Raw genomic sequence first — 14081 nt, 5'->3', positions numbered from 1 at the left:
TGTGGGAAAGCCGTTTCTAGGCTGTTTCCCGTTGCTGCAACAATTCGTTGCGGATGGTCTCCAGAAGGCTGCGCATGTCGTCACCGTGCAGTGCGTTGCGGGCGAATCCGTCGAACTTGGATACGTACAGGGCGACATCCCGGGGATCTGTCACGACGATTTCGGCGTGCACGGTTTCCACTGTCACGGTGCGGTCGTCGCGGATGACAAAGGCATGGTTCGGTATGTCGTGCTGACTGCCCGTCATGGGTACGACTCTTATGTCCAGATGGGGAAGCCGGGACATGCTGACGAGCTGATCGAGCTGGCCGGCCATGACCAGCGGGGGGACGATGAGCCAGCGGAGTACGGGTTCGGTGACCACGAAGCGGAGCGTCCTGCTCGCGTCGTACAGCAGGGCTTGGCGCTCAAGCCGCGCGGTGACGGTCTCACGGACCGCCGCTTCGGTCAGGTCCTCGTGCCGGGAGAGGACGGTCCGCATGTACGCGGGGGTCTGGAGCAGGCCGGGCACCAGGGCCGGCTGGAAGAGCCGCAGCAGGTTCATCCGGGTTTCCACGGACTTGAGTTGACGCTGGGCGCGGTGCAGACCGGCTCGTTGGATCAGCCGCCATGCGGTGGCTTCGGTCGCCACGGCCCGAGCGGCGTCCATGTACTCCGACTTCACATCCTCCGATACGCCAAGGGCGGTGAGGATGCGGTCCACGTCATCGGCGCTCGGGCCGAGTTTGCCCGTCTCGATCTTGCTGAGCTTGCTCGCGGACATGACGGCGCCCCGGGCGACTGTCTTGGCTTCCCTGCCGGAAGCGCTCCGCAGTGCCCGTAACGCTGAGCCCAATTCCGATCGGTTCACTTGCCGTGCTTCGTCCACCAGTCCGCGAACGGCACGGCGTGCGCGAGAGCCGTGTCACGGTAGGCCACGAACTCGGCAGCCCTTGCCCGGGGAAGTATCTCGGCCCCTGCGAACGTCCCACCCTCCGCGTAGCGCATGGGCGCGGGCACCACCGAATCGAAGAGCCAGAAGTCGTGGACGCCTTCGGGCAGCGGATTGGGCCGGTCGGTCACGTCGAGGATGTAGAACTCTTCACCGGCCATGGCGTTCGCGACGTACCCCCATCCCAGCTCGAACCGCAGATACGGAGTCAACGGCCGGGTCAGCAGGTGGACCCGGTAGAGGCGCTTTCCCGCGGCGACATGCGTCCGCACCTCGGCCAGCCACTCGGCGTTGTAGTTCTCCGGCTGAACTTGCCCGTCCATGAAGGCACGATAGGCGTCCGTGTTGCCCGAACCGCTGTAGTCGGACAAGGTCTCCAGCCGGAATGCTTCGCAGGTGAACTCGTCGAACAAGTCCCCGAGGGATCTAGCCAAGCTGATCACCGAACGCCTTCAGGATCAGCTCCAAGGGGACTTCCACCACGGTCTCGTGCGCGGGGATCTCCAGTCCGTGATCGGTCGGCGTCGAGCCCTGCACGAGAATCGTGCCCCGATCCGTCCGGTAGATGGTGGGGCAGTCCTTCTTGTCGCACGCTTTCGCCAACACGGTCGGCTTCACAGGCGTTCCCTCTCCGTGGCCGATGGGTCCGTTGTTGATCCTTGCGGGACCGGGGAGTGCAGGGCAAGGGGCCTGACTTTCCGGTACGGGAAATCGGGGGCCCGACCTGCTACTTCGAGCCCCGGTCCCGGGAATATCCGGACCGGGAGAGTGCTCTGTGATGCCCTGTAGTTGACAGCCCGCCACCAGTTCGCTCATCACTCCAGGCTCTCTGACCTCATAGGGCTGTCGCTCCCGGCAGGAGCCCTGACACCACGCAATGCTGGGTGCCATGGCCCTACCTGCCCACTCCTCCGCCCGCACTCCGTCCGTACGGCTGCCCGCGCTGCGCCACTTCGGCCCCAACTGGTACGCGCTCGTCATGGGCACCTCGATCGTGTCGAGCTCGGGGGCCGCCCTCCCCGTCCACGTGCCGGGCCTGTACACGGTCTGCACGGCTGTCTGGGCCCTCGCCGTGCTGGCGCTCATCGCGGTGGCGGTCGCCCGCGCGGGCCACTGGCTGTACCACAGCGACCAGGCCCGCGCCCATCTCCTCGACCCGGCCGTCGCCCCCTTCTACGGCTGTCTGGCGATGGGGCTGATGGCCGTCGGCAACTCCACCCTGACGGTCGGCCGCTCCGTGATCGGCCCGGGCGCGGCCCTCGCGGCGGACTCGGTGCTGTGGACCGCCGGCACGGTGATCGGTCTCGCCTGCACCGTGGTGGTCCCGTATCTGATGGTCGTGCGTCACCGCATCGGGCCGGACGGCGCCTCCGCGGTCTGGCTGCTGGCCGTGGTCCCGCCGATGGTGTCTGCGGCGCTGGGCGCCCCCCTGATCCCGCACCTGCCGGCCGGGGCCTGGCGCGAGACGCTCCTGCTGGGCTGTTACGGAATGTTCGGGATGAGTCTGCTCGCCACTCTGCTGATCCTCCCGCTGCTCGTCGGCAGGCTGGTCGTGTACGGCCCGCTGCCGCTCGCCCTCACGCCCTCGCTCTTTCTCGTACTGGGGCCGGTGGGACAGGCCACCACCGCCGTCAACCAGCTCGCCGACGCCGCGCAGGGCACGGTCCGCCCCGAGTACGCGGCCGGGTTCGGGGCGTTCGCCCTGGTCTTCGGTGTGCCGATGCTGGGCTTCGCGATGCTGTGGCTGGTGTTGGCCGGGGCGCTCGTGGTGCGCGCCCTCCGCCACGGCATGACGTTCTCGATGGGCTGGTGGGCCTTCACCTTCCCGGTCGGCACCTGTGTTACGGGCGCCGAAGGGCTGGCGCGCCACACCGGGCTCGCCGCGTACACGTGGCTGGCGGTGGCGCTGTACGTCCTGCTGGCGGTGGCCTGGCTGGTGGCCGCGGTGTGTTCGGTCAGGGGCCTGTTCAGCGGAGCGCTGCTCGCAGCACCACTGGCGGCTCAGCCAGAGACGGGCCGTACCACGTGAGGGCGCGGGCGGGACCATCCGGTCCTGTCCGCGCCCTCACCGGTTCGGCCCCCTGTCACGCACAGGGGCGCTGGGTTACTCCGGGTCGGGCATGGGGAACCAGCCGGTCCACACGCCTTCGTGGTTGCGGGCGTTGACCCAGCGTCCGCCGTCCGGGGTCGGGACGCTCAGGGCGAACTTCCAGGGGTCGCCGTTGCTCCAGCGGTCGATGACGACGATCCGGCCGGAGACGACCCCGCCCATGGACTGCCAGCCGGTCCACTTCCCGCTCGTGTTGTTCCAGCGGGTCCACACCGCCGAGTCGGTGCCGACCAGGAACTCCTGCTTCGTACCGTCGGGGAGCTTCTGGACGGTGACCCCGTACTCGCAGATGTAGACGGCGCCACTGTCCTTGCAGTGGCTCACCGCCTGGGCGGGCGCGGCCGTCACGGCGAGACCCGCCAGGACTGCGGCCGTGAGAACGGCGACCCTGATCTTCTTCATTTTCCTGTTGCTCCTTGCTGCGACGCGCAGGCGGACCCGCTGACGGCCGCCAGCCTGTCGTCCGTCGCTTACGTCCCGCTAACGATCTGCTGACGCCGGATGCCTCCCGGGTCCGGTCCAGTAGTCACGCGTTCAATTAGCGTTCCTGCCACAGGTGTTGGGCGTCGTGGTGGATGCCGAGGCGGGCGTCGAGGCCCGGGACTTGGCGGGAAGTCGGTGCTGCACGCCCATCGCTTTGTGGGCTCGGGGACGCCGCCATAGGGTCACCGGTATGTCTCTACGTCTTCGTATGCGTTCTGCACTGCCGGAAGCGATGCGCGCCCGTGACAAGGCCGCGGTGAGCGCCCTGCGCGCCACGCTCGGTGTGCTGGACAACGCCGAGGCGGTGCCGGTCGGCGAAGCCGAGTTGCGCGGCCTGGCGCTTGAGCAGTCGCCGGTCGGTGCCGGTACCACCGAAGCGGCGCGGCGTGAACTGAGCGAGCACGACGTGGTGGAGGTCGTGCGGGCCGAGGTCGCCGAACGGCTGGAGGCCGCAGAGCAGTTGACCGCGCCCGCGCACGCCGACCGGGCCGCGCGGCTCCGCGCCGAGGCCGCCGTACTGCTCCGCTTCCTCGACGGTCCCGGCGCTGAGCAGGACACGGCGCGTCGTGTCGCACCCGAAGCGACGTAGGAGCAGGGCCGGGAACACGTACGGTCCCCGATGTCCCCGCATGCGCCCCTGCAACCACCGACGTCATCGCGCACGCCCCTGCGGCGCCGCGTACGCCCGGCAACCGCGACTGTGAGCCGTCCCACGTTCCGAGTGGCCCGGGTGATCGCGGGAAGGCATTCTCACCGAGCAGCCGCCGCCACCATGGGTGATCATTAAGTGAGCGGGACATCTCATGATGTGGTACGTACCGGGTGACGAGCGGCTGCTCGGTAGACTGAGCCGACCGCAGTAATGACTGATCGAGGAGCGCACGTGGGCCTTGTCGTGCAGAAGTACGGAGGCTCCTCCGTAGCCGATGCCGAGGGCATCAAGCGAGTCGCCAAGCGGATCGTCGACGCCAAGAAGAGTGGCAACCAGGTGGTTGTCGTGGTGTCGGCGATGGGTGACACGACGGACGAGTTGATCGATCTTGCCGGGCAGGTGTCGCCGATTCCTGCCGGGCGGGAGTTCGACATGCTGCTGACCGCCGGAGAGCGGATCTCCATGGCGTTGCTGGCCATGGCGATCAAAAACCTGGGCCATGCGGCCCAGTCGTTCACGGGTAGCCAGGCCGGTGTCATCACCGACTCGGTCCACAACAAAGCGCGGATCATCGATGTCACGCCGGGGCGGATTCGTACCGCTCTCGACGAGGGCAACGTGGCCATCGTCGCCGGTTTCCAGGGTGTGTCCCAGGACAAGAAGGACATCACCACCCTCGGCCGTGGTGGCTCGGACACGACTGCGGTCGCCCTCGCGGCGGCGCTCGACGCCGAGGTCTGTGAGATCTACACCGATGTCGACGGTGTCTTCACCGCCGACCCGCGGGTCGTCAGGAAGGCCCGGAAGATCGACCGGATCTCCTTCGAGGACATGCTGGAGCTGGCCAGCTCCGGTTCCAAGGTGCTGCTGCACCGCTGCGTGGAGTACGCGCGCCGCTACAACATCCCGATCCATGTCCGGTCCTCGTTCTCGGGGCTCCAGGGGACATGGGTCAGCAACGAAGCACGAAACGAAGCACGAAGCGAAGCGCAAGGGGACCCGACAGTGGAGCAGGCCATCATCTCCGGTGTCGCCCATGACACCTCCGAGGCGAAGATCACGGTCGTCGGTGTGCCCGACAAGCCGGGCGAGGCCGCAGCGATCTTCCGTGCCATCGCGGACAGCCAGGTCAACATCGACATGGTGGTGCAGAACGTCTCCGCCGCGTCGACCGGTCTGACCGACATCTCCTTCACGCTCCCCAAGGACGAGGGCCGCAAGGCCGTCGACGCCCTGGAGAAGTCCAAGCCGGTGGTCGGCTTCCAGTCGCTGCGTTACGACGACCAGATCGCCAAGATCTCGCTGGTCGGCGCCGGGATGAAGACCAACCCGGGGGTCACCGCGACCTTCTTCGAGGCGCTCTCCGACGCGGGCGTGAACATCGAGCTGATCTCGACGTCCGAGATCCGCATCTCGGTGGTCACCCGTGCCGACGCGGTCAACGAGGCCGTGTGCGCCGTGCACACCGCGTTCGGGCTCGACAGCGACTCCGACGAGGCAGTCGTCTATGGGGGCACCGGGCGATGACCGGCAAGCCGACGCTCGCGGTCGTCGGAGCGACCGGGGCCGTCGGTGCGGTACTGCTCCAGATGCTGTCGCAGCACGCGGACGTCTGGGGTGACATCAAGCTGATCGCCTCCCCGCGCAGGACCGGCCGCAAGCTGGTCGTGCGCGGGGAGGAGGCCGAAGTCCTCCCGCTCGACGAGGAGGCGTTCGAGGGCGTCCATGTCGCGCTGTTCGTCGTTCCCGACGACGTCGCGGCGCAGTGGGCGCCCATTGCCGCGTCCAAGGGCGTGGTGGTCGTGGACAGTTCGGCCGCGTTCCGGATGGACCCGGACGTGCCGCTGGTGGTGCCCGAGGTCAACCCCCATGCCGTACGGCTCAGACCGCGTGGCATCATCGCCTCCCCGCACTGCACGACGCTCGCGATGATCGTGGCGGTCGCCGCACTGCACGCCGAGTTCGGCCTGCGTGAGCTGGTGGTGTCGACGTACCAGGCGGTGAGCGGCGAGGGAATCCCCGGGATCGAGGCGCTGCGCCGCCAGACCGCGCTGGTCGCCGGTACGGAACTGGGCACGCGGCCCGGCGACGTACGCCGCGCGGTGGGCGACGACACCGGCCCCTTCCCGGCCCCGGTCGCGCTGAACGTGGTCCCGTGGGCCGGTTCGGCCGGGGCGGACGGCTGGTCGTCGGAGGAGCTGATGCTCCGGGCCGAGACGCGGAAGATCCTGGACCGGCCCGCGCTGCCGGTGGTGGCCACCTGCGTCCGGGTGCCCGTCGTCACCACGCACTCCCTTTCCGTGCACGCGCGCTTCGAGAACGAACTGACGATCGCGCGGGCGCACGAGATCCTGGCGACCGCTCCCGGAGTGGTGCTCTTCGACGACCCGGAGGCCGGGGACTTCCCCACGCCGGCCGACGCGGTGGGTACGGATCCGGCCTGGGTGGGGCGCGTACGGCGGTCGTTGGACGATCCGCAGGCGCTGGAACTCTTCATCTGCGCGGACAACCTCCGCAAGGGTGCGGCGCTCAACGCGGCGCAGATCGCGGAGGCCGTGGCGGCGGAATTTCCCGCCGATCAACCTTTGTAGAATTTGTGTGCGAGCTGTGAGCAACTCGGTGGTCTGGGCCACTTGAACTGGGGCTCGTGCCTGTTACACGATTCACTTCCGTGCCTGTCTGCAACCGCAGTCGTGCCGGGAGCGTCTTTGGGGTGGCCCCTTCCTGCACGAGATGCCGTGGAAACAGGGGGCATTGGGGGAGATCAGGTACGCATGGGGACATTCGTCGCATCGTCAAGAGCGATGTCAAACGCGTACAACCCTGGCGGGGGGAAGCGTGTCCAACTGGCGTGGCAGAGGTTCTCGAATTCAGAGCGGTGTCCGGACGGGGCGGAGCGGTTCTCCCGCTCCGGCGACCAGGTGTGGCCGGTGTGCCAGGTGTGCCCGGTGGTATGCCGGTGATCGCCCCCGTGCCTGCCACCCGTCCCAGCAGGGTTCCGTCCCAGAGCGGCGAGGGCGCTGACGACGCCATGGCCGCCGGCACCACCGTCGATCACCTCACCGAGACCTACCGCGCCCACTACCGGTCGCTCCTCGGCCTCGCGGCGCTGCTCCTCGACGACACGGCCTCCTGCGAGGACGTCGTCCAAGAGGCGTTCATCCGCGTCCACTCGGCGCGCAAACGTGTCAGGGATCCCGAGAAGACGCTCGCGTATCTGCGCCAGACCGTGGTGAACCTGTCCCGGTCCGCGCTGCGCAGGCGCATCCTCGGACTGAAGCTCCTCTCCAAGCCGATGCCGGACATGGCGAGCGCGGAGGAGGGGGCGTACGACCTTCTGGAGCGCGACGCGCTGAAGAAGGCCATGCGCAACCTCCAGCGCCGTCAGCGCGAGGTCCTGGTGCTCCGTTACTTCGCGGACATGACCGAGGCGCAGGTTGCCGAGGCACTGGGGATATCGCTGGGTTCGGTGAAGGCATACGGTTCGCGTGGCATCGCCGCGCTGCGGGTGGCCATGGAGGCCCCGGCATGAGTGAGAACAAGCGTTTCGGACGGTACGGACGTGACGGGCGGGCGGGACGTGACGGACGTGGGAGCCGCGATGGGCTGGACTGGCCCGAGGAGTGGGACAAGCAGTACGGCGGACCCGTGGGCCCCGTGAACAACCAGGCTGGGAACGGAATGCCGAACGAAGGGCCGGACAACGCTGTCGACGGCCTCGACGAGGACGAGCTGGCACTGCGCCGCCTGATGCGCGGCGCCGTGCAGGACCTCACCCCGTCCGAGGACGCGCTCGACCACCTGCGCAGGGCCGTTCCGGCCCGCCGGGCCCGGCGGCGGCAGGTGGTCGTCGGTTCTGCGGCGGCGGCGCTGCTCGTCTGCACGGCCATCCCGGCCTTCATCCATGTCGCCGCCTCCGGAGGCGGCGTCGAGAAACACGCGGCGGTGGCAGGGCCCGGCCACCACACCCCCGGCAGCAAGGGCTCCGGTCCCGATGACGACGACGGCAGCCCCCGGAAGAAGGGGACGGCGTCCGGCGGGGACGGCGAGAAGGACAAGGACGGCGCGAAGGGCAGGACGCAGGGCTCGGGAACGGACAGCGACGACGGTACGAAGGGCGGCACCAAGGGCCCGCCGAACCGGGCACTCGCCGACCTGCCGACCTGCACGGCCGGCCAACTGGGCATCAGCCACGCGGCGACCGGTTCGCCCGACGCCGACGGCACGGTCTACGGAACCTTCCGCGTCTCGAACGTCTCCGACAGCCAGTGCGCGGTCAGCGACGCGGGCACCGTCAACTTCCAGGCGCTGGGCGCCGCCGACGCGGCCAGGATCACCGTGGTCGACCACACGGCGGGCGACGCGGCGAACGGCCTCCCCGACCCGTCGCAGGAGACGACCGGGCTGGTACTGGACCCGTCCCAGGCGTACGAGGTGAAGTTCGCCTGGGTCCCGGCGGAGACCTGCCCCACCGGGAACACCTCGCCCACCCCGACCCCTACGGGCGGCGGGGGCGGCACCAGCGGCAGCACGTCGGGCGGAAGCGTGCCGTCGAGCGGCAACACCGCGTCGGGCGTGGGCCCGCAGCTGGCCCGCGAGGACGGCGGTACGTCGGACGGCAGCGTCGCCGTGGTGCACGAGGCGGAGCCGGGCGTACCGGCCGCGGAGGCGACCATCCCCAACGCGTGCGCGGGGACGATCTACCGCACGGGGCTGCTCAGCGCGCCGTAGCTCTTCGGTGCGTCAGCTGCTGACCGGGGCCTCGGCTTCGGCCTTCGCCCCGACCGACTCCGCCGTGGTGGCGGGCGCTCCCGCGTCCACCGTGGGCTGCTCGTCCGGGACCAGGCCCAGTTCCACGTCCCTGAGGGCCTCCGCCTCGCGGCGGGCCAGCCGGAACCACATGAAGACGACGAAGCCCGCGAAGACGAACCACTCACCGGTGTAGCCGAGGTTCTGGAAGGACTTCAGGTCGAGCCCGCTGTTCTGCGGCGCCGCGGCCGGGACCGCGGTGAGTCCGGCGGAGGCGCGCGGCAGGGTGACCCAGGCGTCGTACACGGGGTACGGCACGAGGTTCACCAGCGAGGCCGCGCTGATGATCCCGATCTGCCCGGACGGCAGCCCGCCCCCGGAGTACGCCCCGTCCGTGCCGCTGTTCTCGGACGCCTGGAGCGAGCCGGTGACGGTGACCGGGCCCTTCGGCGCCGCGGGCGCCTTCGCGCCGGGCGGCAGCCAGCCGCGCACCACGGGGAGCGCCTTGCCGCCGTCGGTGCGGAGCAGGGTCAGTACGTACGAGCCCTGCTTGCCGTCCACGACCCGGTCGGGCACCAGGAACTGCTCGGCGTAGTGGCCGGTCGCGTGGGCCTGTCGCCCGGAGGTGTCCAGGTTGACGGGCAGCAGGGAGTCCAGCGGGGCGGAGGCCTGGCGGGCCGGGTCGGGACGGTGCTCGTCGGAGCGGTGGGTGGCCACGCGGTCCTCGAACCTGCTCAGCTGCCAGGACCCCATGAAGATGCAGAAGGGGATGGCGAGCAGGGCGAAGAGGGTGATCCCGCACCAGCGGGGTGTCAGCAGGAACCGGTACACATCTCTTACGGTACGGGGCGCGCATTCCGGACTCCGCCCGGGTCCGGGGACCCGGGCGGGAGTGTGCCCGCCGCGCCGGGGGCGCACGCCCCGGAGGAACGGCCCGGCGCGGGCAGTGACCTGGACCTTGGCTCCGCGCCTCAGGCCCCGGACGGGCCGCCCGGGATGTGCCGGGCCGCGAAGTCCAGCTCCAGCCGCACCTGCTTGATCCGTTCCTCCACGACCAGCGACCCGTGCCCCGCGTCGTACCGGTACACCTCGTGCACCGCGCCGCGACCGGCCAGCCGGTCCACGTAGTTCTCGACCTGCCGGATCGGGCACCGGGGGTCGTTCACCCCGGCCGAGATGTAGACGGGCGCCCGCACCGCGTCCACGTACGTCAGCGGTGACGACGCCGCGAACCTCTCCGGTACGGTCTCCGGCGTGCCGCCGAGCAGCGTCCGGTCCATCGCCTTGAGGCCCTCCATCTCGTCGTGGTACGCCGTGACGTAGTCCGCGACGGGCACCGCGGCCAGGCCCAGCGCCCAGGCGTCCGGCTGGGTGCCGAGGCCGAGCAGCGTCAGGTACCCGCCCCAGGAGCCGCCCGCGAGGACGAGCCGGGCGGGGTCGGCGAGACCGGAGGCGACGGCCCATTCCCGTACGGCCGCGATGTCCTCCAGCTCGATCAGCCCGACCCGGTGCTTGAGCGCGTCGGTCCAGGCCCGGCCGTACCCCGTCGAGCCTCGGTAGTTGACCCGGACGACCGCGTACCCGTGGTCGACCCAGGCCGCGGGCCCGGATCCGAACGCGTCGCTGTCGTGCCAGGTCGGGCCGCCGTGGATCTCGAAGAGCGTGGGGAAGGGGCCGTCCCCGGCGGGCTGCTGGACCAGGGCGTGGATCCGGCCGCCGGGGCCCTCCACCCAGACGTCCCGCACCGGCACCGACTCCGGCGCCTTCATCCCCGGCGGGTCGAGCACGACCGCGCCCGAGGTGGAGCGGACGACCGGCGGCAGCGCGGCCGACGACCACAGGTACTCGACGGTGCCGTCCGGGCGGGCGGTCGCACCGGACACCGAACCGGCGGGGGTCTCCACCCGTACGAGCTGGTGCGTGGCCAGTTCGTACCGCCACATCTCGCTGCGCGCCTCGAAGCTGTGCACGATCAGCAGCGCCGAACCGTCCGGATACCACTCGGCGCTCACATCGCCCGGCAGCTCGATCGCGAGCGCCGTCTCGGTGCCCGACGCGACGTCCCACACCATCGGCTCCCAGCGACCGCGCCGCTGGTGCCCGACGAGCAGGCGGGCGTCCCCGGCGACCGGCGCGAACCCGAGGACTTCGAGCCCCAGCTCCTCCGTGCCGCCCTTGGTGTCGTCGAGCTCGGCGACCGCCGAACCGTCCGGCCGCAGCACCCGCAGCGCGGAGTGCATGGCGTCCCCGTGCTCGGTGTGCTCGATCGCGATGAGCGTCCCGTCGTGCGAGAGGTCGCCGACGCCGGCGGACTCCCGGTGCCGGTAGATCTCCACGGGGGCGGCGCCGGGCCGTACGAGATGAACGGTCGACCCTTCCTCGTCCGTCGACCGCCCCACCACGGCGGTCCCGTCCCGGCCGATGCCCAGCCCGGCCGGGTACGAGGGCTCCAGACCGGGCGTCGCGGGTTCGTCAGGCCCGCCGTGGAAGGGCTGGCGCATCCACACACCGAACTCGTCCCCATCGGTGTCGCTGAACCACCACAGCCACTCGCCGTCGGGCGAGAGGGTCCCGTCGGTCGTTCCGTTCGGCCGGTCGGTGGCCTGTCGCTGCTCGCCGCTCCTGCGGTCCCAGGTGTACAGCTCGTACGTCCCGGTCGCGTTGGACACGAACAGGGAGCGGTCGGGGGCGTCCTCGGCCCAGTCGGGCAGCCCGACGCGCGGGGCCCGGAAGCGCTTCTCCCAGTCGGGCATGGACTTCTCGTCGTCACTCATGTGCCCATGTAACCCGATCGGCACCGGGGGTGTTCGACGGGACGTCCGACGATCCGGCGGCCAGGCACCGTGGCCGTGGCTGCCCTGGCGCTTGGCGGGACGATCCGGAAACCGAGTGGGTTCCGTGACACCGGGAGTCGGTACCTTTGGGTCCGTGCGTGATCAAGCACGGACAACGGTGTGTGCAACGTCGGTATAACGGGGGCGATATGAGCGACTGTACGCGGCGTTGTTCATCGTGCTCGCCTCGGTGATGTCCGCGGGTGTCGCCGGGATGGCCCGGGGCGATCTCACTCTTCAGCAGCGCGGGGACCGGGTCACGGCCACGGTGGTGAAGGAACGGATCGACCCGATCCAGGGGCGTAAGGCCCGTCAGTCCCACTACACGCTGCAGCGCCGGGACGGTACGCCGGTTCCCGGACCCGAGATGACGACGCAGTCCGACCGCTACGACGTCGGCAACGTGCTGACCGTCATCGCGGACCCCCAGGGCAAGCTCGCGCCCAGGACGCCCGACCAGGCGAGCGCCACCGGCGAGTTGGCCGGCTCCGGGGCGTTGGCTCTTCTGGCGCTCGCTGCCGTGGGTTGGATGACGTGGCGGGGGTCGGATGCCGGGAGGCGGCGGGCCGCGGAGAAGGGGAAGAAGCCGTCCGGGACGCAGAAGGCGTACCAGGTGGTCACGGGTGACCACAGCACGGAGGCCGAGCAGGAGGAGAAGCTGCGGGAGGCCTTGCGTACCTATCCCACTGACCGGCGCGGCTACATCAAGGTGTTGCCGGAGGAGTATCCGGGCCTGTCGCAGCAGCGGGCGGCCCGGATCGCGTGGGAGGTCGGGCTGCGCGCGGAGGCGGCGGGCAACCGGGGTTCGTGGCGGTTCGGGGAGAACGTGCTGGAGGAAGTCCCGCACGAGTGAGGTCACGCTGCCCGCGAGGGTGGACGGGCCCCTCGGACGGGCGATGCGGACGGGGAATGCCCACGGCACTCGACGTCACGCCAGCGCGAAGTACCGCAGCCAGATGTACCCCGCCGACAGCACCAGCGTGGCCGCCGTGACGATCAGGCCGTAGCGGGTGAACTGCCAGAAGGAGATCGGGGTGCCGTTGCGCTCCGCGATGCCGAGGACGACGACGTTCGCGCTGGCGCCGATCGCCGTCGCGTTGCCGCCGAGGTCCGCGCCGAGGGTCAGGGCCCACCACATGACGTGGTGGGCGCCGCCGCCCAGGCTGTGGACGAGGTCGCCGGTGATGGGGGCCATGGTCGCGACGTACGGGATGTTGTCGACGATCCCGGACAGTGCGCCGGACGCGCCGAGCAGCAGCATCGAGCCGCCGAGCTCCCGGTCGCCCACCGCGTTCGACAGGGCGTGGGACACCTCGCCGATGACTCCGGTGTCTATCAGGGCGCCGATCATCACGAACAGCCCGGCGAAGAAGGCGAGTGTGGGCCACTCGACCTCGGTCAGTACCTCGCCGGTGCGGACGGTGGAGACGGCGACGAGCAGTCCGGCGCCGAGCAGGGCGACGACGCTCGGTGCCCAGTGCAGTACCGGGTGCAGGACGAACCCCGCGATGACCAGGGCGAGTACGCCCAGGCCCTGGGCGAGGAGGCGTGGGTCGCGGATGGTCTCGTTCTCGTCCAGCGCCATGACCTGGGCGGCGCGCTCCGCGTCGTAGACGAACGCGCCGCGGAACAGGAAGCGGCACAGCGCGATCAGTACGGCCGTCAACAGTACGGCCAGCGGCGCCAGATCGGTCAGGAAGTCGTTGAAGGTGAGCCCGGCCCGCCCGGCGACGATGATGTTCGGCGGGTCGCCGACCAGGGTGGCGATGCCGCCGATGTTGGAGGCGAACACCTCGGCGATCAGGAACGGCGCGACGGACAGTGCGAGCCGCTGGCAGATCAGCAGGGTGACCGGGGCGATCAGCAGGACGGTGGTGACGTTGTCCAGCAGCGCCGAGGCCAGCGCGGTGATGGCGACCAGCATGGCCATCACCCGGAACGGCCGGGCCCTGGCGCGTTTCACCGACCAGACGGCCAGGTACTCGAAGAGGCCGGTCCGTTTCAGGACACCGACGATCACCATCATCCCGAGCAGCAGGAAGATGACGTTCCAGTCGATGCCGGATTCCTGGGAGAAGAACGCCGATTGGTCGTCGGTCGCGCCGAGCGCCAGCATGAGGCCCGCGCCGCCGAGCGCGGCGGCGACCCGGTGGATCTTCTCGCTGATGATCAGGGCATAGGTACCGGCGAAGACAGCGACGGCCGCCCACGCATGCCAGTCGCTCACAGGATGTCCAAACAGAAGGCCCAGGTCAGGGGGGTGGGCGTGGGCCGGTCCGGCCTACGCACCCGCTGACGTTACGGCCGGCCTGGGCACCGCTG

Annotated in this window: 14 protein-coding genes; 7 read left to right on the top strand and 7 right to left on the bottom strand. The window is 70.0% G+C overall.

All coding sequences use genetic code 11. The features are described 5' to 3' along the window. Positions 1–16: 16 nt before the first annotated feature. The 3 genes from OG709_RS16630 to OG709_RS16620 are packed head-to-tail and all read right to left on the bottom strand — an operon-like array spanning position 17 to position 1549. Positions 17–850 carry a helix-turn-helix domain-containing protein gene (locus OG709_RS16630; RefSeq protein WP_266642179.1) on the bottom strand — a complete coding sequence of 278 codons (834 nt, stop codon included), beginning with the start codon at positions 848–850 and terminating at the stop codon, positions 17–19. Further along, complete coding sequence (locus tag OG709_RS16625; RefSeq protein ID WP_250300929.1) at positions 847–1374, bottom strand: DUF6879 family protein; 528 nt, start codon at positions 1372–1374, stop codon at positions 847–849. Before OG709_RS16625 ends, OG709_RS16630 begins: the two co-directional genes overlap by 4 nt. Further along, positions 1358–1549, bottom strand: coding sequence for a hypothetical protein (locus OG709_RS16620; RefSeq protein ID WP_250300930.1), 192 nt, complete (start codon positions 1547–1549; stop codon positions 1358–1360). The genes OG709_RS16625 and OG709_RS16620 overlap by 17 nt, the downstream gene beginning before the upstream one ends. Positions 1550–1820: 271 nt before the next feature. On the opposite strand from OG709_RS16620, the gene OG709_RS16615 reads away from it, so the two are divergent. Beyond that, positions 1821–2960 (top strand): TDT family transporter, encoded by a 1140-nt coding sequence (locus tag OG709_RS16615; RefSeq protein ID WP_250300931.1) that lies wholly within the window; start codon positions 1821–1823, stop codon positions 2958–2960. A 75-nt stretch (positions 2961–3035) separates the two neighbouring features. On the opposite strand, the gene OG709_RS16610 is transcribed toward OG709_RS16615, so the two are convergent. Further along, a complete protein-coding gene (locus OG709_RS16610; protein ID WP_250300932.1) occupies positions 3036–3443 on the bottom strand; it encodes a hypothetical protein in 408 nt (135 codons plus the stop codon). A gap of 313 nt (positions 3444–3756) precedes the next feature. Between OG709_RS16610 and OG709_RS16605 the strand changes: the two genes are divergently transcribed. The 5 genes from OG709_RS16605 to OG709_RS16585 all read left to right on the top strand — a co-directional run bounded on the left by OG709_RS16605 (position 3757) and on the right by OG709_RS16585 (position 8907). Next, positions 3757–4113 (top strand): GatB/YqeY domain-containing protein, encoded by a 357-nt coding sequence (locus OG709_RS16605; protein WP_250301340.1) that lies wholly within the window; start codon positions 3757–3759, stop codon positions 4111–4113. 294 nt (positions 4114–4407) lie between these two features. Further along, positions 4408–5703, top strand: coding sequence for an aspartate kinase (locus tag OG709_RS16600; protein WP_250300933.1), 1296 nt, complete (start codon positions 4408–4410; stop codon positions 5701–5703). After that, on the top strand, positions 5700–6767 hold the full coding sequence (locus OG709_RS16595; protein WP_250300934.1) for an aspartate-semialdehyde dehydrogenase: 1068 nt from the start codon (positions 5700–5702) through the stop codon (positions 6765–6767). Before OG709_RS16600 ends, OG709_RS16595 begins: the two co-directional genes overlap by 4 nt. Before the next feature lie 260 nt (positions 6768–7027). Next, on the top strand, positions 7028–7708 hold the full coding sequence (locus tag OG709_RS16590; protein ID WP_374211265.1) for a SigE family RNA polymerase sigma factor: 681 nt from the start codon (positions 7028–7030) through the stop codon (positions 7706–7708). After that, positions 7705–8907 carry a hypothetical protein gene (locus OG709_RS16585; protein ID WP_250300936.1) on the top strand — a complete coding sequence of 401 codons (1203 nt, stop codon included), beginning with the start codon at positions 7705–7707 and terminating at the stop codon, positions 8905–8907. Before OG709_RS16590 ends, OG709_RS16585 begins: the two co-directional genes overlap by 4 nt. Before the next feature lie 12 nt (positions 8908–8919). Here the strand turns inward: OG709_RS16585 and OG709_RS16580 are convergent, their stop codons facing one another. Next, positions 8920–9756 carry an SURF1 family protein gene (locus OG709_RS16580; protein WP_250300937.1) on the bottom strand — a complete coding sequence of 279 codons (837 nt, stop codon included), beginning with the start codon at positions 9754–9756 and terminating at the stop codon, positions 8920–8922. 140 nt (positions 9757–9896) lie between these two features. After that, positions 9897–11699 (bottom strand): S9 family peptidase, encoded by a 1803-nt coding sequence (locus OG709_RS16575; RefSeq protein WP_329166714.1) that lies wholly within the window; start codon positions 11697–11699, stop codon positions 9897–9899. Positions 11700–11928: 229 nt separating this feature from the next. Here OG709_RS16575 and OG709_RS16570 point away from each other — a divergent pair, with 229 nt between their 5' ends. Beyond that, a complete protein-coding gene (locus tag OG709_RS16570; protein ID WP_329166712.1) occupies positions 11929–12612 on the top strand; it encodes a hypothetical protein in 684 nt (227 codons plus the stop codon). 75 nt (positions 12613–12687) lie between these two features. On the opposite strand, the gene OG709_RS16565 is transcribed toward OG709_RS16570, so the two are convergent. After that, on the bottom strand, positions 12688–13986 hold the full coding sequence (locus tag OG709_RS16565; protein ID WP_250300943.1) for an SLC13 family permease: 1299 nt from the start codon (positions 13984–13986) through the stop codon (positions 12688–12690). Positions 13987–14081: the final 95 nt, after the last annotated feature.

Origin of the sequence: Streptomyces sp. NBC_01267 (assembly GCF_036241575.1) — a bacterium.
In the GTDB taxonomy this organism is placed as follows: Bacteria; Actinomycetota; Actinomycetes; order Streptomycetales; family Streptomycetaceae; genus Streptomyces.
Note: the sequence above shows the minus strand (reverse complement) of the source record. Positions and strands in the feature narration are given on the sequence as shown.